This window comes from Paradesertivirga mongoliensis, from assembly GCF_024436395.1.
Lineage (GTDB): Bacteria > Bacteroidota > Bacteroidia > Sphingobacteriales > Sphingobacteriaceae > Paradesertivirga > Paradesertivirga mongoliensis.
Genome location: NZ_JAFMZO010000001.1, coordinates 747,724 through 773,685 on the forward strand (window position 1 = coordinate 747,724; position 25,962 = coordinate 773,685).

Below are 25,962 nucleotides of genomic sequence, written 5' to 3' on the forward strand. Positions count from 1 at the left end.
CTTACATGAAAATTGATCTACCACGACTTGGCTTTGGCCTCTCAAGTATAGCCGGAAGCGGAAATTTTTCGCACCAGGAAAAGCTTATCCGAACCGCAATTGATTCGGGAATTACCCATTTCGATGTGGCTCCCTATTATGGCTCGGGTGATGCAGAGCGTATTCTCGGTGATATCCTGGTAAATTGTAAGGAACAGGTAAGTATTACCACCAAGTTCGGTTTGACGCCTTTAAGCGGAGGTGTCGGCGGAAGTATGCTTCGTTCGTTATTGAGGCCGGTTTTCAGACGAATGAGCGCTCTTAAAAAAATTGCATCCTCGGTAGTGAGCAAAACACATCAGCCGAAACCATTGGAGTATAAAGCCGGCGACCTGACAAACTCGATGGATGCCAGTATTAAAAAGCTTCGCCGGCCCGTTGATATTTTTCTGCTTCATGACCTTGAAATCGACCTTGCCAGGAATACAGATTTATTAGAAGAACTTCAGACTATTAGAACGGATAGTAAAACGCGTTTAACAGGAATATCCGGCGAGTCGGAAACATTGCTTCAAATGGTAAAATGGCGCCCGGAAGTTTACGAGGTTGCTCAGCTCGAAAACAGTTTGAAGAGCCCCGCTCCGGTAGAGATTTTGGAGGCGGCAGGGGCAGATGTTATCACGCACCGTGCTATTCAGGGAGGCCTGGAAGAGTTAATATTTCTTTTGAAGAATCGCCCCACCTTCAAAACGGTTTGGGAGAGAGAAATTGATATAGATCCCTCAGGTAAAGAAGATATCGCTCATGCACTCATCGAGCTGGCTCTTTATGAAAATCCCGGGGGGACAATTCTTTTCTCCAGCACCAATCCCGAACGGATTAAAAAGGTGGCGAATGTATTGCACACACCAAAGTTGGGAGTAGTAGGATGTAATAAGTTGCGCAGCTTGTTTAGTGAAGTATATGCACCACAGGAACGAATTGCTTAATTAAACTTCAGTCTAAATGTATATCGATTTTTCACAGACAAGCCAGGTTGAGTTTGAAGCAGATATCTGCGTAATTGGAGCAGGAGCGGCCGGATTTACATGTGCGCTAAGCCTGTTATCTTCTGATTTAAGAGTACTGGTCCTGGAGGGGGGATTGAAGAATGTAGATTCTAAGGCTGCCGACTTGCACAGGGGAGACGTAATAAACCACCCCCACCTCGGTATACATGAAGCCAGAGAACGCATTGTTGGGGGAACCACTACCAAATGGGGCGGTCAGGCATATCCTTTTTTGAAGGAAGATTTTGAAGAAAGAAGTTACATGAATGTGAGTGGATGGCCTCTTACTTATCAGGATTTAGAGCCTTATTATAAAAAAACGGAGGAGGTTCTCGGAACAGATTCTTTAGTGCCTTTTCAACATAAGCCCTGGAAAGAGGGAAATATTAATGAACCTGCTTTTACTGATAACACCATTGAGCTATTTGTAACCAAATGGTGTAAAATTCCAAATTTTGCTTTACAGCATGGCGAAAAAATTGAAAAGTCTGACCGCGTGACTTTGCTTCGGAATGCAAATGTGATGGAAATTTTGCCCAACGCAGAGCGTAATGCTGTTGAAGCTCTCAGGATTGCTACCCTGGATGGAAAAGAGGGACTGGTGCGCGCAAAGTATGTCATTGCAGCCGGAGGTGCAATGGAGACGGTGCGTCTGTTTCTTTCGTCAACAAAATTTGCTGCTGAAGGATTAGGAAACTCTTATGGTTTAGTTGGCCGTTATTTTCAGGATCATTGCGCGGCAATAGTAGGCCAGATTGTTCCCGCCTCCCGCAAGATGTTTCACGCCTTGTTTGATCCTTTTTATAAAAGGGGCTTTAAATATTTCCCGCGCATCAAGCTCGACCCTTCTTTTGCCAACAAGTCAAAAATAATGCATGCATCTGCGCAAGTTGTTTTTTGTGCACCAGAAAATAGTTTGCTTCAGCAAGCCAAGGAAGTTATCGGGACTTTAAGAAAAAAACAGATGCCAAAATTTGATCAGATTAGATCTCTGATTAAACCTGGCGAGTTTTTATCAATAGCGAAGGCAGCCTGGCGCTGGAAGGTGGGTAACAGAGGAACCTCTGCTGAAACGGGGCCAATATGGTTGGAGATCCATAGCGAGCAGGAGCCCGTTTATGAGAGTTACGTATCCCTGGGAGACCGTACGGATGCGTTAGGTATGCGGCGAATTGCTCTTAAGTGGAAAATTTCTGATTTGACAGTTAACACTATAAAAAAGACCGCGACATTAATAAAAGAAGAATTTGAACAGGCGGGCATCGGAAAAGTGGTACTCGAGCCTTGGGTTACAACTAATTCAAATACTGCACGGCGTTGGATCGGAGATACTTTTCATCAGGCCGGCGGATTAAAAATGGGCTTTAATGAACAGGAAGGAGTAGTAGATTCATCCTGTAAAGTGTTTGGTGTGGAGAATTTATTTGTAGCAAGCTCTGCTGTATTTCCAACTTCCAGTTTTTCTAATCCTACGATGACCACTATCGCTTTGGCAATACGCATTTGCGATACCGTGAAGGAGAGAATCAAACAAGGCATGGAAAATCCTGTTCATATTACTGGATAACATATTTATTATGCACAACCAAGACACTTTTACAGGACCATCTTTCTCACTGCAAAGCCGGATATCAAGGGCCATTTGGGGAATTGTAGAGTCGACCATTTTCAGGTTTTCTCCAAAGCCCTTACACTCCTGGCGATCATTTTTATTGCGCTGCTTTGGTGCTAAGGTTGGTAAGGGTGTGCACGTTTATCCCGGAGTTAAAATTTGGGCGCCCTGGAACCTGGATCTGTCGGACGAATGTGGCATTGCGAACGGAGTGATCCTTTACTCGCAGGGCAAAATTAGTGTCGGTAAGCGGGCCATCGTATCCCAGGGGTCACATTTATGTGCCGGGACACATGATTATACGAAAGAAGGACATCCCCTGGTAACCAAGCCCATCCGTGTTGGAGATTATGCCTGGATTACGGCAGAAGTGTTTGTTCATGCCGGGGTAAGCATAGGCGAAGGCTGTGTAGTTGGAGCCAGATCTGTGGTAACACGTAGTATGCCGGCCTGGATGGTTTGCTCGGGTCATCCCTGCGAACCGATTAAGGAGAGAAAGATGGAGCAAAAAAAAATTAAAGCAGAACTGATTTATAAATAGATAAGATTTAATGGTGACACAAGTAGTACCCAAATTCGGATGGACTTCAAACGGTGCTGAGCAAAGCCATTCATACTTATTACCGGCAACGCTTAGATTGCTTGAAAGACACCATGTAGGATCTCTATTAGATATTGGAACAGGTAACGGCTCTAATTTGCCTGCCTGGTTATCAGGTACTGAACGTGTAGCGGCGATGGAGCCTGATGAAGAAGGGTTTAGCTTCGCAAGAGAGTATGCTGATGCAGATGTCCGTAAGATTGCTGTGGGAGAGGAAATTCCAGCTGACTGGAGACATGCATTTGAGGCAATTGTATGTCTTGAAGTAGTAGAGCATCTATTTAACCCGGCCGATTTAGTTAAAACAGCAAGACAAACCCTGAAAAAAGACGGTATTATTATCATTTCTACTCCTTACCATGGCTACCTTAAAAACCTGGCTTTAGCTGTAGCTGATAAATGGGATCATCACCATCACCCTACTAAAACAGGTGGTCATATTAAGTTTTGGACACGGAACTCCCTGTCGCAGTTATTCGTAAGCGAGGGGTTCAGAGAAATACATTTTGAAGGTGTTGGCAGATTGCCTTACTTATGGAAATCGATGATAATGGTATTTCAAATTGATTAACAGACGAAATTAATGGTATCAGTATTAATATTAACAAAAAACGAAGAACAGGATCTTCCCTCATGCCTTGCATCGGTTAAATGGTGCGACGATGTGCATGTGTATGATTCATTCAGCGACGACAGAACAGTAGATATCGCGATGTCTGCAGGTGCTAAGGTAACTCAGCGGAAGTTTGATAATTGGTCGGCACATCAAAACTGGGGCCTCGCAAATATCAACTTTAAGTATCCATGGGTGCTTTATATTGATGCTGACGAACGCGTTTCGCAGAGCTTATACAATGCTTTAATGACATTCAACCCTGATAGTAAAGAAGCAGTTGCGTATAATATTTTGAGAAGGGATTTTGCCTGGAACGGAACATGGTTGAAGCATGCCCAAATTTCGCCTTATTATATGCGACTTTTTCGTCCCGAAAAAATGCGCTACGAGCGGTTGGTCAACCCCGTTTCTATTCCCGACGGCCCGGTAGCTAATCTCGACGGGTTTTTAGATCACTATCCTTTCAGCAAGGGATTTAGGTTTTGGATTCAAAGACATTTAGGATATGCCGATTTAGAAGCGTCCACCCGTCTTAAGGATATTGAAGGAGGAACTACCTTCTCTCTTCGGAAAGCCTTGTTTGATAAAGAATTCAGCACCCGCAGATATCATCAAAAAGGAATTTTTTATAAGCTTCCCGGAAGGCCGCTAATTAAATGGCTTTATATGGTTGTTGGAAGGAGGGCTTTCTTAGATGGCTCGGCTGGTATAACCTATGCTACACTACAAGCTATCTATGAATATTTTATTGTATTGCGTACAAAAGAACTTTTTAAGGAAAGGGATAAAGCGCAAAAAAGCCAGCTCCTAAAAACTGGCCCGCCAAATAAAGACTTTGTGCCCGAAGCTGTTAAGTAATCAGCTTCTTAATCACCTGCTTAGATTTATGGTGCAATAAACCGTAATTCCTGATTAGATAAAATCTAAGGCGCTCGTATTGCGAGCGCTCTTTCCAAATTCTGTAGCGCTTGGCAACAGAATTAGTTAGAACGTCTTCCCATATTTTGGTTATCGTGTCCTGATTATAGATTAAAGCTTTTTTTCTGCCTTTTGAGGTTAGTTCGTCATATAAGGCAGGGTCATTTTGAAGTTTTAGGATGGCTTCTAATGCTTCCTGTTGCGTTTTAACCAGAAGATAGTCTTTACCCGGCTCGCCCACTTGTTTGTAGGCAGAGTCGTATCCTCCGATAAAAGGAATTCCGGCATGCCATGCATTAAAAAGCTTGCTTGGTGGCTTATTGTTAAAAGGCTTTGAATCAAAGCTCCTGATGCCAATCAAGACATCAATTTCGCTAAGGTCGTGCCATGATTCATTGGATAATGTTACAAACTCTATCCCGTAAGGTTCAAGTAATTTTTTCCAGGCTTGCTCTGAACCTGCAAGGTTCTTATTAAACGTTTGGCCAGAATAGGCAACTCTTTTAACACCCGTTCTTGAAGCATTTCTTTTTATCAGGCCGGGTTGTACCCAATGGGGGATATACGAAGTGTCGCGGAAGACCTGGTTCTTATTCTGCACTATATGATAGTGTGACCATTGTCTCCGGGGGTAATCGGCTTGCACGCAAACTATAAAATGCCGGTCTCTCCCCTTAAAATCTAACAAGGTGTCAGAGTGAATAATATTAATAGAATCTTCGCACAGCGTGTTTGAGCACTTTAAAGACAAAGATCCTGATCTGGACAAATTCAGGAATGTTTGCAGGCACCATGTCAGGTCGCCATTGGCTACTATCCTGGCAGCCGTTCTGATATCTTTGGCGGCAGCTTCTGCAATAGAACCTAACTTTATAAATTCGGAAATTTCTGAATCCGGGTAATTAATCACAAAGTTAAAAGCAGGGCTGTTTTCGAATGATAAAGTGTTTGGCACGAGACTATCCTTTTTTATTCTGAAATCCCTTCTGTCGTGTTTAAGCTTAGTGTTTATCATTTTAACCAATATGTATCAGACGTTTAATAGCTCTTTTTAGTTCATGCTCTGTTATTCCAATATTTTGTTTCAGATTAAACTGCCGGCATTCATAGCCAGGCCGCGCTTTCCATTCCTCATATCTGCTCGTAACAGGGCCGGTTAGAATATTAAGCCATTCTTCCGCAATGGTACTCTCGTTATATTCCAAACCCTTCTTTTTTCCGGTTTCCACAAGTCTTTCGTATAAATCATCATTGTCCCTTAGCTTCAATACTGCGGCTACAGCCTCTTCTGGTGTTTTCGCCAGCAAATAATCTTCACCAGGCTTGGCTACCTGCATAAAGGCAGAGTCATTGCCACCGATAAACGGGATGTTAGCGTGCCATGCACTGAAAAGCTTTGTAGGCGGCTTGGTATCGTATGTTTGAGAGCTAAAACTTCTTATACCTATCAAAACATCAATATTTTTAAGGTCGTGCCACGTGCCTCCTTCCAATACCACAAATTGAATATTATGCGGACGGAACAACTCTCGCCAGGCACTGACCGAGCCTGCCAGGTTGCCATTTTGAATTTCTCCGGCATAAGCAATGCGTGTTACTCCTTTCCGGCTTTCATCACGTTTAATTAGTCCCGGTTGCACCCAATGCGGAACGTATGATGTGTTTGCGTCTAATTGTTTTTTATTTTGGACTATATGATAATGGGCCCATCTTCTTTTAGGATAGTCTGCCCGCACACAAACAAGAAACTGGGAGGGCCGGCCCTTTAACCTGAGCAACTGATCTGAATGGACAAGATTGATCGAGTTGTCGCAAAGTTTGTTAGAACATTTTACAGGGATCTTATTTTGCTTTGACAAAATAAAATAAGTTTGAAGGCACCAGTTTAAATCACCTCGTGTAAAAACTCTCACAGCGTCCTCCGGAGGCATTTTCAGATAGTCGTTAAGTGCCGAATCGGAGCAGTCTATTACAAAGTTGAACATGGGCAATTAGCTACGAAGTTTTCAAGATATATGCTTTTCATTTGAGAGTTTTATAACAAAAATTAATTTTTAATAGAAGTATCGAATTATGTAAAAACACTTTTTGTGGTTTTATGTTTCCTAATAAATTACTTTAGGTCATATAATAAAGACATTTACTTTCATATACCCTTGGAGAGTTCTTTCAATAAAATTTTTAAAGCATCAGGCGCAGCAGCTTTTGGCCAGATTATCAATATCGTTAATCAGCTTCTTCTGGTTCCCATCTATATTAAATTCTGGGGGCCGCATTTATATGGCGAGTGGTTGATCTTAAGTGCAGCACCGTCCTTAATAGCGATGGCCGGCGATTTAGGCTTTGGCACTGTGGCGGCTAATGAAATGAATTTATGTGTCGCGAAGAATAACAGACTCGGGGCTCTTAAATCGTTCCAAAATACCTGGATCGTTATCAGTACCTTCTCTGTTATTTTTTTATTAGTTGCCTTTACGGGAATATATTTGTCTCCTATTGACCGCCTTTTGAATATTACAGACATAGCGGAAGGTGATTCGAAACTGATCCTGGTATTGTTTCTTATAAACATTTTAGTGATACAGCAAAACAGTTTGTTGTTAGGCGCACTAAGATGCGAGGGAAACTATGTTATCGGGATGAATATTGGCAATTTCAGCAAAATTGCCGAACTATCGCTAATTATTATTTCCTTGACTTTTTTCAGCGCAGGTCCGGTTTTAATTGTTTCGATAATCCTGTCAATGTCAATCATAGCAGGTTTTATTCACCGGATAATCCTTGCTAAACGGAGTTCCTGGATCTATTATGGCGTCAGACACTTTTCTTATAAAGCAGTAAAAGAGCAGCTGCCGCTCGCTCTCTCGTTCTTGTCATTTCCCCTCACTCAGGCATTTTCGATCCAGGGAGCAGTAATTATTGTGGGCTCTATTCTGGGACCTGCGGCCGTGGTAATTTTTTCTACCACCCGAACCTTTATGAACGTTATTAAGCAGGTAGTATCCACTTTGAATTTGGCGATCACGCCCGAACTAACTACTGCATACGGCAAAGAGAATTTTGAAAAGTTTAAACGCATTTTTATTTCTTCCATACAGGTCCTGGCCGTCGTACTTATTGGCTTTAACTTGTTTGTGTTGGTTTTTGGCAAGCCATTGTTTCATTTCTGGACTAAAAACAAAGTACAGGTAAGCGATTTGTTTTTCTACTCATTCGCCATAATTACATCTGTAAGCGCTGTATGGAATTTGTTTGGAATTGTCCAGGGATCGACCAATAAGGCGAAAAAATATGCAGTTTACAACTTGATTAGTATAGCTATTTTAATCATTTCTGTAATTGTTTTAACGAGGATTTTGGGCCTGAACGGCGTGATAATAGCCATGCTCTTATCAGAGCTGTTTATGTTGCTGTTCGTTGTAAAAGATGCGTTTGGTATTTTGAAATACAGCTCGGCGAAGTCGTTTTTTGCTCAGTTGTTTACGCTTAGGCTACCGGCAATAAAGTTCTTAAATACCTGAAGTATCTAAGAATAAAATAATTAATCCGCATCCCAGGAGATGTGTTGTTTAACACTCCGACACAGCAATTTTGTTGATGGAGTAAAGTTTTTATCATGAGCAATAGTACTGGTCCGTTGCGTATTGAAACTGTCGATGCCCTTCGCGGATTTACTCTGTTTGGTATAATATTGCTTCATAATATCGAGCATTTTGACCACTATTCTTCACCAGAAGGTCAATCTTATTTGCTGACGCTCATTGATCTGGCAATCTGGAAAATTACAGTGTTTTTGTTTGCCGGTAAGGCCTACGGAATATTTGCACTGTTATTTGGGTTTACCTTTTACCTGCAGTATAGCCGGAAAAATAATTCTGTTCTGACATTCAAGGCCAGGTATCTTTGGCGGCTTTCTGTTTTGTTCCTCATCGGAATATTCAATACCATATTTTATCCCGGAGATATATTGGCACTTTATGCGGTCCTTGGAGTCTCGCTGCTATTGGTTAGCGATTGGAACAGCAAAGCAATCTTCGTCCTGGCGGTAATACTTCTGCTGCAACCCTTTCTGTTACTATCCCTTTTCCAAATTATAAACGATCCTGCATACTTGCCACCCAACAAAATGTCGGATTTTTATTTTAATATGGTCAGAACAAAAGCACCTCTTTATACTTTTTCTGAGAAAGCAATTGAAAACTTAACCCTTGGAAAACTAGCCGTAGTTTTCTGGTCGCTCGAAACCGGAAGGATATTTAAAACGATAGCCCTCTTTATGATAGGTCTGTTACTCGGCCGGCAAAAGCGCTTTAGCTATAATGAGGTAAATGTTCGATTTTGGAGAAGAGTGCTTGTCATTTCGGGGCTCGTCTTTATCCCCCTCTTTACATTTAAAAGTGCCTCCACCAGAATTTTTATGGATGAGAACCTCTCCGGAGCATTGAGACAAGTTTTTAATTCATGGTCTAATTTTGCCCTCATGCTGGTAGTGCTTGCTTCATTTGTACTGGTTTATACAAAATTCGACACATTCCTCAGCCGTTTCGCAGTGGTTGGCCGTATGAGTCTCACAAACTACGTAATGCAGTCCATTGTCGGCTCGTTCATTTATTATGGATACGGACTTGGTTTGTATAAGTATGCAGGTGCAACAGCCTCTCTTTTAATAGGCTTAATTTCTTTTATTCTTCAATACTTTTTTTGCAGGTGGTGGCTTAGAAGCCATAAACATGGGCCCTTGGAGTCCATTTGGCGGTGGGCATCATCTATTTGGTATCCCGAACCTCTTAGTAAACCCAGCGTTCTGCCAAATCTGGAAGCTAAAGCGATCCTTGTGGATAAAGAACAGTTAAATCAAAACCACACGCGATAGCCTTTAAAGGACATAATGCTAAACCAGCCGGGGCGCCCACTTAAAATACAAAATACTTTTTAGTAAGGAAGTTGAAGATTGCGACTATGGCAACTGCCAGAACCTTACTGCCTTTAATGTTGAACTCTAATTGCTCTACCATCAACAGAAGCAAATATTGATTTAGCACAACCCCAACCAACGTAAAAGTCAAAAACAGAAAAAAGGTCGTCCTTGCATTGTGCTTCAGCGGCTCAAATACATACTTTCGGGTTAGGAAGTAATTGCATATAATCGCGGTGGCCATAGCCGGTATATTTGCATACTGATAGTTAATGTGAGCTACGTCTACTAAAAAAGCAAAAACTCCAAACTCAATTAAGAAGGATACCACACCTACTATCAGGAATCGTATTATCTGGACCTTTGAAAATTCTTTTACAGCGCTTATTGCCGAACTAATCATATAAATTCTTGAGGATGTTCCATAAAAAACGGGTATCCTGAACTGAGTTCACCGATACCCGAAATCTGTATTTTGCTTCTTAATTAGCGTATTGAAAAGATTGTTTTAAGAACCATTGCAATGGAGGTATATCAATATACAATAATGCCATAAGCAGAATGGTAAACGCTACCACATAAGCCATAAACTTTTTCTCATGGTGTAACTTTTCAGGGCCCTGTACAACAGAATCTTGCCTTAAGCCGATTTTGAGGTACCATACAAACAGTAATGCAAAGAACGGAAAGCTGATCAGTAACTCAATACGGTGTTTTATCAGAAAGATCCCTAAAAAGAAGGTAGCGGTAAGCGCATAAAAGAACATCGAGAGCAGCAGATTCTGTTCGGTATAATACTTAAACGAACGGCGATAGAGGCCCGCCCGCTCAGGGTCGTTAATGAAGCGATACTCTGCAAATCGTTTTGTTGCCATCAGAAAAGCACCTCCCATCCAATAAGCCAGGATGATACTGGCAGGAGGGATAATGCTCCAGAGGGTATCTGATGAGTCGCCTGTAAGCAATGCCGCAGGTACAAAAATAAACCAGCCGAGCGCGAGACGAATAGGATTATTTACCGATTCGGAAATTACATCGAGGTACACCCTGTCTTTGGTGCGAAAAGGCTTAACATTATACATAATCCCCATAAAGAGCAGAAAAGCTTCCGTAAATAAGAACTGAATGTTAATAAAATAAGCTATTACCAGGCCAACGGCAGATAAAACGAACCATTGGAGATACACATATGCCGGGTTTAATTTGGTTTGAACAGCCGATCTTTTATTCTTAACAGGATGAAAGCGGTCAAATTCAGCGTCGAGATATTCATTAATTACATAGTTTGCCGAAGCAATTAAACAGGTACTGGTAACTCCGGCCACCACTTTGAAAAAGAAATCAAAATCAATCGGAGTTTTATAAATCAGATAGGCAAAAAGCATTCCCGGCAACATGAAAATGTTTTTAAACCAATGGTCTGGCCGGGCAATGGTTACATATTCTTTAAATCCTGCGTTTCTTAGAATAACAGGTGCTCCGGCATCCAGCGCCGCCGTTGGGGTGGTAGAATTTTGATTCATAGGTACTTATTTTAAATTTTATCAGGCAGCGTTTAACTTTCACTCTAAGCGTTCGTGCCTGGATGGTTACTTGCGGACGATGGTCCTTATCTTTTCAATTCTTTACGACTCCTGTAAAGTAGTTGTTTGATTTACAGGTGCTTTGCTCGGTAATTCCCGCTCCAGATTGGTATAGAAATCAAAGGTTTCGAACGATTTTTTCTCTACAATAAGATATTGCCATCCTGCATTAATTGCACACTGACCATCCAGCTCTTGCCTGTCGCCAATAAATAAGCACTCTTCAGGTTTCAGACCGAATTCTCCGGCGATATAATGAAGCGCTTTTGGATCGGGTTTTAACCGGTCGATATGTGGATCCGTCGAACTAACAACCAGATCTGCATTTAAGTTCATCGCCTCAAGCTTATCTGTGGCTTTATAATCAGAGTAAATAGCTATTAAATAGCCCTTTTGTTTCAAACTGGCGAAGAATGATTTGGTACCGGGATACATGCATCCCCGTAAGTATTGGTTTGGAAATTTGAACATCCAATGTTCCACAATTTTCTTCAGTTCTGGGATGGAGTAGTTTCCCTTAGCAGCGCACCAGGCATACTGGGCATTCTCCAGGTCCTCGCAAACAGATCCTGACCTCTTTTCGCGCTCGCTTCGAAAATCGCGGAGCATTTTTAATTCTTTGATGCGCCAGGGCCGAATCAGATAATAAGAAAGCAATGCAAACAGCATTTTCTTTCTCATTTTCGATTGTGTGTATAAAGTGCCATCAACGTCAAAAGCAACCGCCTTTACTTTGTTCCAGTCTATAGGTTGCGTTTGTTGTATTTGGCTCATGATCTTTAATAGGCTACGTAAAGTCTTAACCGTTTGGTACTTATTTTTGTTTGCTAACTTGCTGAAAAATCGGGTGCCCGGCGAACGAAACTCTATTAATAAAATAACGATTAAATTCTAATTAAACGTGCTTTCGTCTGAGTAAAAACAAGGCTCTTCAGAAATTGTTCTACACTTAAATTGACCATCTTAAAATGCAGGATCTATTTCTAGTCTGATCAGGAGAGTATGATAAAAACTATACCCACAAACGAGATTACACCTGGTACTTTGTTACAACATACACCATCAAAAGTGGTTCCTGAGCCTGACAGGCGGTATAATATCCTTGTTGTTTTGTGGAGTATTGCTGCACTCTTTCATATGGCGCAGAGCAGGACCTTTTCTTACGGACTCCATTTCGCCATCCTAACTATTGCAGCTGCCGTACTTATCGGTAAGCCATCATCGGTGTCACGTTTTCTGATCTTTCTGGCTGTACAGCTGTCGGTGAGTTTAAGGGTATTTCCGTATGTGTCTAATCATGAAATATTTGTGCTGTTTGCAGATCTCAGTATTTTACACGCACTGGTGTTTTATGTATTCAAAAACAGGACTTTCAATATCAATAAGGCAGACTTATTTAACACCTTTGCACCTATCCTCCGGGCCGAGTTGATCATCCTTTACTTCTTCGTGGTTTTTCATAAGCTAAACACATCATTTTTTAACACCGATGTAAGTTGTGCCTCTGATTTTATTAATGCTCAGTTATCAGCTGTATTCAAATCACCAACCATTTTCCTGTCGCTGACAGCTTACTTAACTCTAATTGTAGAAGCTTTAATTCCCCTGTTTCTGTGTTTTAGAAAAACCCGGAATATGGGCTTATTCATCGGCCTTATATTTCATTGGATCATTGCTTATAATCCAATAAACGGATTTTATGACTTCTCATCGGCCATCTTCGCCTGTTATTTTTTATTCGCGTCGCCCGAACTGGCGGATACAGCTGTTAGAGTTTTTAATTCATTTAAAACGCGGGCCATAAATATTCAAGCTCAGCCTTATAGTCACCAGAGGCTCTTATTTTTTACGCTTACTTTCCTGGGAGTTATCCTTGTGATATATGGGGTATCTAAAAAGGTTGAAGATTACTTCCGCTTTGTTTTTTGGACCGTTTTCAGTCTATTATGCATCTGGATCTTCATTCGTTCTTTAGCTCATAAAAAAGCTAACCATAGCGGGGGATTCCGTGTTGCTCATTGGTCATTATTAATACTTCCGGTCATTGTTTTTATCAACGGACTCTGTCCCTACCTGGGATTAAAAACTGAAAGCTCTTTTGCTATGTTTTCAAATTTGCGTACCGAGGGCGGCATTTCGAACCATCTTATTGTTCCTGCGAGTATACAGATATTTGATTTTCAAAAGGATTTGGTAGAGGTTACTTCATCTTCGGCTAAGGAACTGCAGGAGCTGGCCGACCGGAAGCAGTTGATCCCATTTTTTCAGTTTAAAGAATTAGTGAGCACATCACAACCTAAACAACTCGAATACATTAGAGGTGGTAAAAACCATAATTTTAACACGGCGAGTGTCTCTGAAAAGAATGAGCTTTTGCAGGGAAACCCTTTCCTATTGAAAAAGGTCTTAAGATTTAGGGCTATCAGCAAGTACGAGCCGCAACCTTGCAGTCATTAACTCTGGTGATAAGTATAAAACATGTATAAATTTATTAAGTTGCATAAATACCGGGTGAAGACATTCATTGCTCATTTTTTAATTTAAAATAAATTGGCGAAAAGTGATTATGATGCTGTAGTAGTCGGGTCGGGGCCCAATGGCCTGGCCGCTGCAATTACATTGCAGCAAACTGGTTTGTCGGTTTTATTGATTGAAGGGAAAGATACTATTGGCGGTGGCTTGCGAACCGCAGAGTTAACCTTACCCGGCTTTTTACACGACGTTTGTTCGGCTATTCATCCGCTTGCCTTCGAATCGCCATTCTTCAAATCTTTACCACTGCACTCGCATGGATTAGAATACATATATCCTGAAATTGCCGCAGCCCATCCCTTTGATACCGGCGAAGCCGCGGTTTTAAGGCCATCGTTGAGTGAAACTGCGAGCGCATTTGGTAGTGATGAACAGTCATATCAAAATTTAATTGGTCCGCTAGTTAAGAGCTGGCCCAATCTAGCCGGCAGTATTTTAGGGCCTTTGCGTATCCCCAAACATCCTATAGAGATGGCCCGTTTTGGGTTAAATGCAATTCAATCAGCGCAAATGCTGGGGAATAGCCGATTCATCACCCAACAGGCAAGGGGCTTATGGGCAGGTATGGCGGCTCATTCAATACAGCCGCTTTCCAATGCGGTTACGTCAGCGATCGGACTTGTTTTAATGGCAATGGGGCATGTTAACGGTTGGCCTTTCCCGAAAGGAGGCTCAAAACAGATCTCTGCTGCCCTGGCATCCTATTTCATCTCTTTAGGAGGTAAGATAGAAACTAATTTTTATGTGAATTCATTAAGCCAGCTCCCTTCCTGCAAAGCATTGCTTTTTGACGTAACTCCTCAGCAACTTTTTCAGATAGCAGGGCACAAGTTCTCTAGTTTATACAAGTGGCAGTTGGGCCGTTATAAGTACGGAATGGGAGTTTTTAAAATAGATTGGGCTCTTTCAGATCCCATCCCTTTTACCGCTTCCGAATGTAAGCAGGCAGGCACCGTTCACCTGGGAAATACATTTGAGGATATTTCTGCATCTGAAAAAATGAGTTCGGAGGGAAAGCATCCCGAACAGCCTTTTGTATTACTTGCTCAGCAAAGTGTGTTCGACCCATCCCGGGTACCCGAAGGAAAGCAGTCGGCCTGGGCATACTGCCATGTACCAAATGGCTCTGAAAAAGATATGACGGAGGTAATAGAGAAACAGGTTGAAAGGTTTGCGCCCGGATTCAGAGATACAATTTTGGCCAGACATACCATGAATACTGTCCAAATGCAAACCTATAATCCGAACTATATTGGTGGCGATATTAACGGAGGAATTATTGACATTTCGCAATTGTTTACCCGGCCAGCGCTCAGACTTTCGCCATACCGCACTTCGTCAAAGGGCATTTATATCTGTTCTTCATCAACGCCGCCGGGCGGAGGAGTGCATGGTATGTGCGGATATCATTCGGCCCGAAGGGCACTAAAGGATGTTTTCAATATCAAACCAACGGTGTCTCTTTGATCGGTTATTTTAACTGGAGATGTTCTGTTGAGGATAATACATGAACGAAAAAGGATTTGCGCAGGGTTGTTTGTAAGGGTTGTATAAGCTGATGTACTCAACCGGCTTGGTTTCATCCATCTTGTTCATGAAAAAGTTGGTAGACAGCAGGAAGCCCTTCACTAACATTTCTGATCTTACAGTTGCTATGTTAAAATAGTGGTGAATTTTAATTTTCATTTGCCAGGGTGTACTTTCTTCAACAGGGTGGAGTTTATAAAAGTCATCCACATACTTCACTACTTCTTCACGGCCAATCTTCAGAAATTTATACTCATCTAATATTAAGTCGACAGCACAATCCCTTGACGAAGCATAATACAACGAAAACCCTGGAAGCACTGCCAAAGCAGCGGCACCAATTGAGGCAAACTTTAAAAAATTCCGTCTTTTCATAGGTTAAAATGCATGGTCTGCTGAATACATGGATAAGGCTGATAAGGTAAGGGTCGGGTTGGCAGGGCTGAATGTGGTGAAGCTTCCACTCCCCAAAACAAACAGGTTACGATACTGATGATGGATCAGGAGCTTGTCCACTACGCCCCCGGCAGCTGAGTTACTCATTCGGGTTGCGCCCAGAATATGTGCTTCAGAAGGGTAGGCGTCTTTATAGATAATCTTTTCTACAGGTAAGCAGGAAAGCACTTTCGGTAAACTTTTCTTCATTGCCTCCACCCCTTTAAGCGTATACTCAGAATGGCCTTTGAAATGCACTTTTGGCTTCAATCTGTCGCCGGTTGTAGAGATATAGTTATCCGGATCGGGCAGATCTTCGAAGACCATTCTAAAGCTTGCCATATTTCTCCATTTCCCAGACTCGGGTCTGAAGAAGGGTTCATTGCTTGATTCCATCAGGCAGGCTGCATAATCTTTTCTATGGTCGCCGTCATAAAGCATATAGCCGTTGGCATTAACCCATGTGCTTCCACCTACACTTTGCATGTCATCAAGATAAACATGTACCTGCATCCCCAATTGTTCTCCAACCCCTTTTCCTGTGTGTGGATTTGTGTCTCCCGAGTTTAGAAGGATATTTGCATTGAAAAACGGATTCGTTCCAAGAGCAATTACTTCGCCGCCTATTTGGAGTTCTTTGTTGTCCTTAACGAAGTTCACTTTACGAGCCATATTCTGCACTAATTCCAGACTGTAAACTGCCGCTCCATATTCTATCTCTACCCGTGGGTCCTCATAAACGTTCAAATTCGAGTTTTCGATCGTAAACTTTGCATTTACCGGACAAACATTACAAACGGTACTCGCACAGCACACTCCCCTGCCGTTAACGGCCACGCGAGACCGGGCAGTTGGCTGACTGATATATTTGTTGCCGTATTCTTTCTTTAATTTTTTATCAACCGCCGTGAATAAATGCGGAGGCTGAGGATAGGGTTTTGTACGGCGGAACGGCGTGTCTGCCGGCCCGGATATCGACATAAGGTCTTCAACTTCTGTATAGTAGGGGTCAAGGTCATCGTAGGATACTGGCCAGTCGTTTCCTACGCCATACAGGGTTTTCATTTTAAAATCTGATGGCAGAAAACGCGGAGTACATCCAAACCAGCAATTTGATCCGCCACCGAAGCCTATGCTAAAGTGCCAGTCTTTGGAATCGTTTGTGTTTTCAAAAGTGTCAATCGCGAGGGGATTGAGCGAAGCGAAGGCTGTTGCTTCGCCACGTTTTTCTTTCACCCGTTCAGCATGAGGATAAAGATGCCCTCTCTCCAATACGAGTATTTTTGCTGTGGAAGGTGCTTTGCTTAAGTATTTTTTTAGAAAGAACGTGGAGGCAAAGCCAGAACCTATTACTATAAGATCATAAGATGTATATTTCATGCATATCGGTTATACAGCTCCCCCGGGCTGTTGAATTTTATTGCGAAAAGTTTCAGGGCGGCCAAGTTTATGTCGTTTACAAGAAAGTGATTTGCATAATTCAACAATTGGCAATTACTGTCAGTAAGGAAAAAAGCTATGAAAAAAATTGCCACATAAATAACACTCGGTTTATCTAAAGGTTTTCTACCCGCCGGATTATGATGTTTTGATGGAGCCTAACCCGTATATACTGTAAGATCGACTATTTTTTAACTTCAAAAAGATACAGGTTAAGTTCTTCTTTGGTTCGGTAAGTGTCAATTTGTTTCCCGATAGAATTGAACGCAGCGTGTTTCATCTGCAGGTGATTCGGGGTGTTGTAATACCAATGTGGATCGTTGTCGTAATCTCCAATGTTTACAAAGAGATGCTTGCCGTATATTACCCAAACACGCTTATATTTTCGTAACGCATTCATGTCAGTTTTTATCTTATTAAGGTAATCCTCATAACTGGTCGATTGAAAGCGGTGATCCTTGGCTGCAAATGGCTTAAATTTGTACTTATTCAGATTTTTGTAGTAATCATATCCAATTTGTACGTTCCAATAAATATAAACTGCATCACCCTCTTTAAAATTCTCATCCAGATAATCCAATAACTCCCGTTGGTGCCAATGTTTGTAAAATCCAAAATATTCAGTGTTAACAATACCAGCTACCGAATGTACCAAAGGTCCTATAAGCACCATAAAAACAAGGATCAGGCCCCATTTAGAGTTTCCTTTAAAAGATAGTAGCGTCATTCTTTTACAGATTGTGGTAAATACTCAGGCTCAGGAAGTGCTGATTGTTTATTACTGACAGATGTCGCTTTGGGACGGAAAAACAGAAGCATCCGTTCTGAACCAAAGGCGATAAGCAAAATAAATAATGGTGAAAGATATACAGTAAGCCGTTCGTAAAAAGGATAGACCATAATCGACGCGGCAAACAGATGCAAAAGAATAGGAGAAAGTAATATCCAAAATGCGTGTATGTTTTTCTTGAAGGAATAGATTACCCCGAGTATTATGAGTAGTAAATGGAAAATCGCCATTCTTACCAGGATTAGGAGAGGAGCGATATGATGATACCTTTCGGGCAGAGGAAACCACGACAGGCCAAGCGGGAAATTCAATAAGGTGAAAATCTTTTTTGTCAGCCACAGCACACTTCCTTTTAAAGATAGGGGCATAAATCCTTCACGGTATTTGAACCACTCAATGAGCCAATCAGATTCGGTATGCTTATTCGTAAAAAGAAAGAAGTTCAAGCCGAAACTCACCATCCAAATGACAAATGGAATGAGATAAAGCGAAAATGCACGCCAGTCTTTTTTATACAGGTGATATAAACTAAGGCCACCCGCCATTCCAGCTAAGACAAAAATTGACGAGAACGCAAACCAGACAAGTAATCCTCCTGCAAGTCCCCAGTAAATGAGTGATTTAAGATCAGAGCGGTTATAAAACCGGCTATAAAGATAGAGCGCCAAAATGGTGCATAACACTTCGGTACTATACTGCTTTGCTTCCACCGAGTGATAAATCAAATGCGGAGATAGAGCCAGTATTCCGATAGATATAATTACACCAAGATCTGACAGAAATTTTTTAGCAACAAATACAAACAGAAATAGAGAAGCGATTCCGCAAAGTAAGGGGAAGAGGCGCATGGCTTTATCTCCATTTCCGAACAGGGTAAGGCACAATTTTACCGACCATAAAAATCCAATTGGCGCCTTTTGTTCGTATTCAAGCGGGACGGTAGCAAGCTGTAGAAAATCGTATTTCACCAGACTTACCGAAAGGAACATTTCATCCATCCATTGCGAGCGGTTCTGAAAGAAATGAAAAATCCTAAAAAATACCCCAAATCCAGTTAATGAATAAACTATATTATTCGATACTTTGGAGTAAGTAACTAAAGAATTATTTTGGTGCGTGGACGTTTCAGCCATAGAGTAAAATAAGAACCTGTCCGGAAGTAAATGAAACGTCTGCACATTTCAAATTGTTTGGTTCGCTCTTAAATTATAGTTAAAAAAATAAATTCCTTAACAATAATTTTACAGCTGCTCGCGCCTGGCGCCAGGCTGAGGAGTTAAATGCCTTATAACTTGCCAAAAGTTCCAGACTTTTGGCAAGTCAGCCAGACACGTTGCAGGTAACTCCCCGACGCATAGAGCAGAAAAGGGGCGATATCTTACCTACGACATGGACGAGATGTAACAAACGTCCCAAAGGCCTTTTCTCTTTATTTATTGAGGATTATTAATTTCGAGATCGCTTTATTGCCGTAGGTTAATCTGCACAAGTAAGTGCCATTAGGGTATTCATTGCCATTAAAGCGATGTGTATATGTCATATTTCCCTCCACTTTGCCTTTATATAACGTTTTTAACAGGATTCCCTGAAGGTTAAAAATTTGAAGATTAACATCCGTAGCTTCTATTCCTGTAAACTCGAGGTTGATGTATTCTGCAAAAGGATTCGGGAAAGCAGTTAAAGTCGGACCTGCAGTGCTTGATAGCCGGGCATCAACGGTAACTTGTAAATGATCCGAAACCGACGAGATTCCCAAATTATTTGTTGCTTTAGCGGTAAGAATATGCAATCCCGGAGAGATATTTCTCCATACCACTGAATATGGTTTTGTATAAGATTCGCCGATTTTAATGTCTCCGGCATAAAACTCGACCTTTTGAATACTTCCATTCGGATCGCTGGCCTCTGCTGTTATTGGAGTAGCAATAGGGGCAATCGTTGCATTTTCTGTAAATGAGCTGATTGAAACAAGAGGAGCCGAGATTTCTTCAAACGGAATAAGATGAGCTCCTTTTATTGGCCGCTGTAAAGATCCGTCAGGGAGTTTCCATCCTACAGAAACAAAATCGTTGGCTCCGTAACCCTCTTTATGAAGCGCTTCTATATAATAGCGCTGATTCGCCTTCAGTTCAATTGAAACAGATTGTTGTGCTTTGAACTTGTCGTATTGGCCTAGGTTGGTCCAGCTATCAGAGTAAGCAATTTTCTTTTTGTTTACAGGATTTCCATCTGTACTTAACCATAGTTCGGCCCGGTCGTCTCCTGCAATATAAAAAACATAGGTTCCGCTTACCGGCGGGCAGATATAACCACGAATACGTGCACCGTAGTAATCTCCAAACTGAACCGGGGAAGCAAAACTTGTTAGCGTTTTTGTACCGGTAGCTTTGTTTCCAAGCGGAATCAAGTTTACCATGGTCCCTGAAATATTCGACCAGTATTCCCATACAATGCTTCCGGTTCCAGTGCAGGCAACTACAGGTTCGGGTGCATTAACATTAAAGCTAAGGGACGATGAAGTGGTGCTAAGTCCGGAGTTGTCGGTTGCTTTAGCGGTGATTGTATAAGATCCGGCTGTTACATTGCTCCATGCATATGTGTAAGGGCTGGTCAGATCTTCACCGAGCTTCGTTGTGCCAGAGAAAAATTCCACTTTGCTGATCGTACCGTCCTGGTCGGAAGCTGTTGCGGTAATGCTAACCGAAGCCGGTGCCGTAAACGTGCTGATAGCGGATGGTGCCGTGATAGCAATAGCGGGTGCAACTTGCGCAACCGGGGCGCTTACGCTGATATTAACCGTAGCAGAAGTTGTACTCAAGCCCGAATTGTCGGTAGCTTTAGCAGTGATGGTATAAGATCCGGCTGTTACATTGCTCCATGCATAGGTGTAAGGGCTGGTCAGATCTTCACCCAGTTTCGTTGTGCCAGAGAAGAACTCCACTTTGCTGATGGTCCCGTCCTTATCGTTTGCACTGGCAGTGATAGTTACTGAAGCCGGTGCGGTTAAGCTGCTATTATTAGCAGGTGATGAAATTGCAACTGCCGGAGCTATAGCAACAGGCTCGCTGATAACGGGTTCTTGAAACGGAATCAGGTTTGTTCCGGGAATAGGGCGTTGCAAAGATCCGTCAGGAAGTTTCCATCCTATGGATAAATGATCAAGAGTACCTCCTCCTTCTTTATGCAAAGCTTCAATATAATACCGTTGTCCGGCAACCAGGTTAATCACAGCCGATTGTTGGGTAGGATACTTGTCATACTGCCCGGGACTGGTCCAGTCGCCTACAGAAGCTATCTTTTTTTTCGATGATGGATCGTCATTGCTGCTTAGCCATAGTTCGCCGTTATCATCACTGGCGATGTAAAACACGTAGTTTCCGCTTACCGGAGGGCAGATATAGCCCCTGATACGGGCTCCGTAGTTATCACCAAACTCCACCGGAGCGGAAAAGTTGGTTAATGTTCGTGTGCCAGTTGGAGTAGTGTTAAGCGGTATGGCAAAAATGTTGTTGCTTCCTGTAATGTTCGACCAGTATTCCCATACAATGCTTCCGGTGCCAGCACAGGCAACGATAGGTGCTGGTGCATTGATAGTAAGATTAACCGTAGCAGAAGTTGTACTCAAGCCCGAATTGTCGGTAGCTTTAGCAGTGATGGTATAAGATCCGGCCGTTACATTGCTCCATGCATAGGTGTAAGGGCTGGTCAGATCTTCACCCAGTTTCGTTGTGCCAGAGAAGAACTCCACTTTGCTGATGGTTCCGTCCTGATCGTTTGCACTGGCAGTGATCGTTACTGAAGCCGGTGCGGTTAAGCTGCTGTTATTAGCAGGTGATGAAATTGCAACTGCCGGAGCTATAGCAACAGGCTCGCTGCTAACGGGTTCTTGAAACGGAATCAGGTTTGTTCCGGGAATAGGGCGTTGCAAAGATCCATCAGGAAGTTTCCATCCTATGGATAAATGATCAAGAGTACCTCCTCCTTCTTTATGCAAAGCTTCAATATAATACCGTTGTCCGGCAACCAGGTTAATCACAGCCGATTGTTGGGTAGGATACTTGTCATACTGCCCGGGACTGGTCCAGTCGCCTACAGAAGCTATCTTTTTTTTCGTTGATGGATCGTCATTGCTACTTAGCCATAGTTCGCCGTTATCATCACTGGAGATGTAAAACACGTAGTTTCCGCTTACCGGAGGGCAGATATAGCCTCTGATACGGGCTCCGTAGTTATCACCAAACTCCACCGGAGCGGAAAAGCTGGTTAATGTTCGTGTGCCAGTTGGAGCAGTGTTAAGCGGTATGGCAAAAATGTTGTTGCTTCCTGTAATGTTCGACCAGTATTCCCATACAATGCTTCCGGTGCCAGCACAGGCAACGATAGGTGCAGATTCAGGTGCAGATTCAAGCGCTGGTGCAGTAACATTAAGTTTAATTGCTGCAGAAGTTGTGCTAAGGCCCGAATTATCCGTTGCTTTAGCGGTTATAGTATAAGATCCTGCTTTTACATCTGCCCATGAAAAAGTATAAGGACTGCTTACATCCTCACCCAGTTTAGTTGTGTCAAAGAAAAACTCAACTTTGCTGATGGTTCCGTCCTGGTCAGTAGCAGTTGCGGTGATATTAACCAATGCCGGTGCGGTAAAGGTGCTTGCTGCAGAGGGCGATGTTAACGCTACACTCGGAGCTACAGCCACTATCGGGTTGGTTAGTTCAATATTAATGGGGGCCGAAATAGTTGAATGCCCGCTATTATCGGTTGCTTTTGCCGTAAGGGTATATGTTCCGGCTACCGTGTTACTCCATGTATATGTGTACGGACTAGTCAAGTCTTCACCCAATTTCGTCTCACCCGAATAGAATTCCACTTTGGTAACTGTTCCATCCTGATCACTGGCATTTGCCGTGATAGCTACCAAAGCAGGTGTTTTGAAAGTGCTGTTAACGGCCGGAGATGTGATGGCGATTTGAGGAGCATTAGATGCGCTCAGGTTAAGTATGACCGTGTATTTTTTAGTGTGATTGCCAGCAATAGACGTAATGGTGGCAGTATGTCTTCCGGCTGAAAGTGCCGAAGTATTTGCGGTTAGAGTGATGTTTCCACTTTTCCGTTCGTCAGTGATCACACCTGTTGTATCAGAGAGTTTTAACCATGAAGCATCGCTTGACGCTTTCCAGTTTATTGATGTTATTCCCGAGTTCCAGATAGAAAATAGCTCAGATACATTGCTGCCTGTGGTTCCTTTTATTTCAATTACACGTAATGGCGCTTCAATAACGGGTTCCCGCAGTAGCCCCGAATAATCAGCGGCAAAGCCGGTAAATGTATTTTCCCGTAAGGCCACAAATGGTGTAACGGTGATGCCCGAAAGATTGCTGCTTGAACCAAAGTTGTTTTTATAAAATAGCTGGTGAGCAATACCTGTGCCGTCTGAAGGAAAGCCATTTGGAAGTCCAAGATCTCCACCGGTAGAAAATGCGGTTCTTACGTTGTCAAACTGATTGTGTTCATAAACAAAGTTTTCAAGTACTGGTGTGCTGGTTGCCATGATGGTATTGATAATACCCGATTGTAAGGTTGTACCTATCGTGTTTTTTCTGAAGATGGAACCCAATAACGCTGTCTCAGCAGGTCTGTGCATATCCAGTCCGTTTTGAACGGCCCACCGACATCCTATAATTTTGTTGTTTGTGTATAAGCTGAAGTAATTAGGGTCAATGCCGGTAAAATGCTGAGTTGACCAGTTGGCTATCGCTGCTCTGACTTCCGAGATGGTGTTTCTGTCCGCTATAAAATTTAAAACCCCACCGTATGGCTCTATCCCGGCAGAAGCGCTCGGATTCGGGCTGGTCACGGCATAGCTCTTTCCATCGATGTAATTGTTATACATCACAATTTTATCAGCATAATGCCCGACCGCAATGATACTGCTCGCATCCGGAGGCAGATTCCAGGGAGTTTCCAGAGTAAGTGAGGTTCCTGTAGCTGCAATCACACGTCTTGACTGTCCAAGCCCTTTTCCTTTAATGATTACTGCAATTTTAGCTTTCTCTAAGGTTTCGGTAAATCCGCTAACGTTTGTAACCATGTTTGAAGACGATATTACAGGTCCGGACCATCTGGAAGAAAATCCCTCCCATAAAAATTGCTCTCCCGAGTTTTGGTCCACCGAACTGTTCTCCCGAACGGTTAAATCATATGTGCGGTTATTCCCCAAATAGGTTTGGCCGCCGCTTCCGGTGTTGCCGGTTGCCACAAAGAATCGTCCCTTGCCCCAGCCCGCACCATTGTTAGGGTCTGAATTATTTAAATCGCGGCAAGTTGAATTGGTGATGCTTATACCTAAACCGCCCCATGAATGCAAGGCAAGCTCGGTATCATTGGTCAGATAAAAGTGGCAGTTATCGATAAACAATTGAGATGCAATTCCAAGGAATGAGATCTTACCAATTAACTTCGAATTAGTTAAAGTTACTCCGCGGGTATTATCCAGCTGCATTACATCGTAATTAGCGAAAGACAATGTTACATTGTTCACTTTTACGTCGCGGCTTCCTCTCAGGAAAAATGGAGAAGAGTGGATGGCCCTATAGTTGTTATTGGTATCAAATGTGATGTCGCTTACTTGAAACGTAGATACAATACCGTAAACCATGGCATCGTTTCCAGAACTGAAGCTGGCATTACATTTTATAAAGGTTTTATCTTGTCCTGCGCCTTTCCACTGTGTATTGTTAGAAGGATTAAGCATTCTGCTGATCATATAGGTTCCTGCAGGGAAATATACTGTTGAACCATACGACTGCTTGGCAGCTGCGAACGCCCGGTAAATAGCATCTGTATCATCAGTCAGGCCATTACCAACTGCACCAAAATCGGCTACATTGAAAGTGGTGGTAGTCCATTTGGCCCCATCATTAATATTAAGCTTCAAAGGACCGCTCCACCCGTATTCACCCCCATGGCCGTTATGTGTCCATATTTCATAATCGCCGTTAGCGAGGCCAGCCGGGACAGTGAAATCAACTTTGTAAGGATTAACTTTTGTAACGGTTGCCCACTGACCTGCACCGGTAGACGATTTGATATACACATAAGATGCAGTCGAATCATTATACTGTGAAAGATTCCGTCCGTAAATAGATACTGAACTGCCTCTGGTGGCTTTTTCCGGGCCAACCCACCATGCATCAGTTTTGTTAACCGCTATGGGAGCTCCATAACCTGCATCATTGGCGGGCCATACAAGGTACATAGACCACGACGGAATATTTTTATCAAGAGTAATAACGGTCTTACTGCGCTCTAAGCGTTGAATACTGGCATCCTTCTGTAGTCCTGAACTGCTGTAAACTGTGAAACGTGTGTCTTTTCCTTCGTCTGCACCACTATGACGCGTAAAGTTTGCCCCTGTGATCACCATCGATTCGTCCCGGCCGGCTGTACGCGTCCATTCGGCGCAAACCGGAGTGTTTGCTGCTGCAGTATTGCCTGACATTGGCGGGTTAAAACTTTCACCAGGTGCACCCGGTGAAGGAGAGGGGGTACTGTAACCAGTATATTTTGGAAGAGCTGTTTGAGCCATCGAGTTGTGGCTAACAGTAATTACAATAATGCTTGTTGCTAATAAAAATTTCCGTATCCGTCTTGAGTTAACTATCCTGTTCACCATTATATCTTTTACTATTCGAACTCCCTATCGCCTTCGTTAAAAAACTGAAATATTGTAGTTGAGATTTGTGTGTTCTTTCAACCGTAGGTGCGGAGTTTTACGGGGAGGTACAGAAAAAGGTTTGTGACTTTTTTAAATTTCAGATTTCAGCCGAAGATTTTGACAAACCTTATCACTTTGTTAGCGTTCCTGTATAAAGTTGTGCAGATAGAATGATCTGCCATATTAGGAGGGTGTTTCAAAAGTCGGGTGCTCATTTTGAGTATCCCGAAAGATGTTACTACGAAGTTTAA

The 25,962-nt window shown here is 42.6% G+C and carries 19 protein-coding genes; 9 read left to right on the forward strand and 10 right to left on the reverse strand.

All coding sequences use genetic code 11. The features are described from left to right. Window positions 1-5 precede the first annotated feature (5 nt). From J3P43_RS02920 to J3P43_RS02940, 5 genes are read left to right on the forward strand one after another with little or no spacing between them, the layout of a single operon-like run. A complete protein-coding gene (locus J3P43_RS02920) occupies window positions 6-968 on the forward strand; it encodes an aldo/keto reductase (protein WP_255898825.1) in 963 nt (320 codons plus the stop codon). 16 nt (window positions 969-984) lie between these two features. Then, window positions 985-2,595 carry a GMC oxidoreductase gene (locus J3P43_RS02925; protein ID WP_255898827.1) on the forward strand — a complete coding sequence of 537 codons (1,611 nt, stop codon included), beginning with the start codon at window positions 985-987 and terminating at the stop codon, window positions 2,593-2,595. A 10-nt stretch (window positions 2,596-2,605) separates the two neighbouring features. Next, a complete protein-coding gene (locus tag J3P43_RS02930; RefSeq protein WP_255898829.1) occupies window positions 2,606-3,181 on the forward strand; it encodes an LbetaH domain-containing protein in 576 nt (191 codons plus the stop codon). A gap of 10 nt (window positions 3,182-3,191) precedes the next feature. Continuing rightward, window positions 3,192-3,812 (forward strand): class I SAM-dependent methyltransferase, encoded by a 621-nt coding sequence (locus tag J3P43_RS02935; protein ID WP_255898831.1) that lies wholly within the window; start codon window positions 3,192-3,194, stop codon window positions 3,810-3,812. Window positions 3,813-3,824: 12 nt separating this feature from the next. After that, the gene (locus J3P43_RS02940) at window positions 3,825-4,715 is read left to right on the forward strand and encodes a glycosyltransferase family 2 protein (protein ID WP_255898833.1); all 891 of its coding nucleotides are present in this window, start codon (window positions 3,825-3,827) and stop codon (window positions 4,713-4,715) included. Here J3P43_RS02940 and J3P43_RS02945 read toward each other — a convergent pair. Beyond that, window positions 4,708-5,790, reverse strand: a complete 1,083-nt coding sequence (locus tag J3P43_RS02945; protein ID WP_255898835.1) for a glycosyltransferase — start codon at window positions 5,788-5,790, stop codon at window positions 4,708-4,710. The genes J3P43_RS02940 and J3P43_RS02945 overlap by 8 nt on opposite strands. Before the next feature lies 1 nt (window position 5,791). After that, window positions 5,792-6,760 (reverse strand): glycosyltransferase family protein, encoded by a 969-nt coding sequence (locus J3P43_RS02950; protein WP_255898837.1) that lies wholly within the window; start codon window positions 6,758-6,760, stop codon window positions 5,792-5,794. A 171-nt stretch (window positions 6,761-6,931) separates the two neighbouring features. Here J3P43_RS02950 and J3P43_RS02955 point away from each other — a divergent pair, with 171 nt between their 5' ends. Further along, on the forward strand, window positions 6,932-8,296 hold the full coding sequence (locus J3P43_RS02955; RefSeq protein ID WP_255898839.1) for a lipopolysaccharide biosynthesis protein: 1,365 nt from the start codon (window positions 6,932-6,934) through the stop codon (window positions 8,294-8,296). 95 nt (window positions 8,297-8,391) lie between these two features. Next, window positions 8,392-9,648: a DUF418 domain-containing protein gene (locus tag J3P43_RS02960; protein ID WP_255898842.1), complete on the forward strand. Its 1,257-nt coding sequence runs from the start codon at window positions 8,392-8,394 to the stop codon at window positions 9,646-9,648. Window positions 9,649-9,688: 40 nt separating this feature from the next. On the opposite strand, the gene J3P43_RS02965 is transcribed toward J3P43_RS02960, so the two are convergent. From J3P43_RS02965 to J3P43_RS02975, 3 genes are all read right to left on the reverse strand, one after another. Continuing rightward, a complete protein-coding gene (locus J3P43_RS02965; protein ID WP_255898844.1) occupies window positions 9,689-10,093 on the reverse strand; it encodes a GtrA family protein in 405 nt (134 codons plus the stop codon). Window positions 10,094-10,172: 79 nt separating this feature from the next. Continuing rightward, window positions 10,173-11,213: a UbiA prenyltransferase family protein gene (locus tag J3P43_RS02970; protein ID WP_255898846.1), complete on the reverse strand. Its 1,041-nt coding sequence runs from the start codon at window positions 11,211-11,213 to the stop codon at window positions 10,173-10,175. Between the two features lie 102 nt (window positions 11,214-11,315). After that, a complete protein-coding gene (locus J3P43_RS02975; protein WP_255898848.1) occupies window positions 11,316-12,047 on the reverse strand; it encodes an HAD family hydrolase in 732 nt (243 codons plus the stop codon). A gap of 228 nt (window positions 12,048-12,275) precedes the next feature. Here J3P43_RS02975 and J3P43_RS02980 point away from each other — a divergent pair, with 228 nt between their 5' ends. Together J3P43_RS02980 and J3P43_RS02985 are read left to right on the forward strand one after the other, a co-directional pair. Continuing rightward, window positions 12,276-13,730, forward strand: coding sequence for an HTTM domain-containing protein (locus tag J3P43_RS02980; RefSeq protein WP_255898850.1), 1,455 nt, complete (start codon window positions 12,276-12,278; stop codon window positions 13,728-13,730). A 93-nt stretch (window positions 13,731-13,823) separates the two neighbouring features. After that, entirely contained in the window at window positions 13,824-15,272 is a 1,449-nt protein-coding gene (locus tag J3P43_RS02985; RefSeq protein ID WP_255898852.1) for a phytoene desaturase family protein, read from the forward strand. A gap of 9 nt (window positions 15,273-15,281) precedes the next feature. Here the strand turns inward: J3P43_RS02985 and J3P43_RS02990 are convergent, their stop codons facing one another. From J3P43_RS02990 to J3P43_RS03010, 5 genes are all read right to left on the reverse strand, one after another. Continuing rightward, window positions 15,282-15,707, reverse strand: a complete 426-nt coding sequence (locus tag J3P43_RS02990; protein WP_255898854.1) for a twin-arginine translocation signal domain-containing protein — start codon at window positions 15,705-15,707, stop codon at window positions 15,282-15,284. 3 nt (window positions 15,708-15,710) lie between these two features. After that, a complete protein-coding gene (locus J3P43_RS02995) occupies window positions 15,711-17,147 on the reverse strand; it encodes a GMC oxidoreductase (RefSeq protein WP_255898856.1) in 1,437 nt (478 codons plus the stop codon). A 244-nt stretch (window positions 17,148-17,391) separates the two neighbouring features. Continuing rightward, entirely contained in the window at window positions 17,392-17,934 is a 543-nt protein-coding gene (locus J3P43_RS03000) for a hypothetical protein (RefSeq protein WP_255898858.1), read from the reverse strand. Beyond that, window positions 17,931-19,130: a glycosyltransferase family 39 protein gene (locus J3P43_RS03005; RefSeq protein ID WP_255898860.1), complete on the reverse strand. Its 1,200-nt coding sequence runs from the start codon at window positions 19,128-19,130 to the stop codon at window positions 17,931-17,933. The genes J3P43_RS03000 and J3P43_RS03005 overlap by 4 nt, the downstream gene beginning before the upstream one ends. Window positions 19,131-19,426: 296 nt before the next feature. After that, window positions 19,427-25,669, reverse strand: coding sequence for an Ig-like domain-containing protein (locus J3P43_RS03010; protein ID WP_255898862.1), 6,243 nt, complete (start codon window positions 25,667-25,669; stop codon window positions 19,427-19,429). Window positions 25,670-25,962: the final 293 nt, after the last annotated feature.

Excerpts from the sequence above, each read along its gene's own strand:
- J3P43_RS02920 (WP_255898825.1), top strand. The coding sequence starts at position 6 with ATGAAAATTGATCTACCACGACTTGGCTTTGGCCTCTCAAGTATAGCC.
- J3P43_RS02925 (WP_255898827.1), top strand. The coding sequence starts at position 985 with ATGTATATCGATTTTTCACAGACAAGCCAGGTTGAGTTTGAAGCAGAT.
- J3P43_RS02930 (WP_255898829.1), top strand. The coding sequence starts at position 2,606 with ATGCACAACCAAGACACTTTTACAGGACCATCTTTCTCACTGCAAAGC.
- J3P43_RS02935 (WP_255898831.1), top strand. The coding sequence starts at position 3,192 with ATGGTGACACAAGTAGTACCCAAATTCGGATGGACTTCAAACGGTGCT.
- J3P43_RS02940 (WP_255898833.1), top strand. The coding sequence starts at position 3,825 with ATGGTATCAGTATTAATATTAACAAAAAACGAAGAACAGGATCTTCCC.
- J3P43_RS02945 (WP_255898835.1), bottom strand. The coding sequence starts at position 5,790 with ATGATAAACACTAAGCTTAAACACGACAGAAGGGATTTCAGAATAAAA.
- J3P43_RS02950 (WP_255898837.1), bottom strand. The coding sequence starts at position 6,760 with ATGTTCAACTTTGTAATAGACTGCTCCGATTCGGCACTTAACGACTAT.
- J3P43_RS02960 (WP_255898842.1), top strand. The coding sequence starts at position 8,392 with ATGAGCAATAGTACTGGTCCGTTGCGTATTGAAACTGTCGATGCCCTT.
- J3P43_RS02965 (WP_255898844.1), bottom strand. The coding sequence starts at position 10,093 with ATGATTAGTTCGGCAATAAGCGCTGTAAAAGAATTTTCAAAGGTCCAG.
- J3P43_RS02970 (WP_255898846.1), bottom strand. The coding sequence starts at position 11,213 with ATGAATCAAAATTCTACCACCCCAACGGCGGCGCTGGATGCCGGAGCA.
- J3P43_RS02975 (WP_255898848.1), bottom strand. The coding sequence starts at position 12,047 with ATGAGCCAAATACAACAAACGCAACCTATAGACTGGAACAAAGTAAAG.
- J3P43_RS02980 (WP_255898850.1), top strand. The coding sequence starts at position 12,276 with ATGATAAAAACTATACCCACAAACGAGATTACACCTGGTACTTTGTTA.
- J3P43_RS02990 (WP_255898854.1), bottom strand. The coding sequence starts at position 15,707 with ATGAAAAGACGGAATTTTTTAAAGTTTGCCTCAATTGGTGCCGCTGCT.
- J3P43_RS02995 (WP_255898856.1), bottom strand. The coding sequence starts at position 17,147 with ATGAAATATACATCTTATGATCTTATAGTAATAGGTTCTGGCTTTGCC.
- J3P43_RS03000 (WP_255898858.1), bottom strand. The coding sequence starts at position 17,934 with ATGACGCTACTATCTTTTAAAGGAAACTCTAAATGGGGCCTGATCCTT.
- J3P43_RS03005 (WP_255898860.1), bottom strand. The coding sequence starts at position 19,130 with ATGGCTGAAACGTCCACGCACCAAAATAATTCTTTAGTTACTTACTCC.
- J3P43_RS03010 (WP_255898862.1), bottom strand. The coding sequence starts at position 25,669 with ATGGTGAACAGGATAGTTAACTCAAGACGGATACGGAAATTTTTATTA.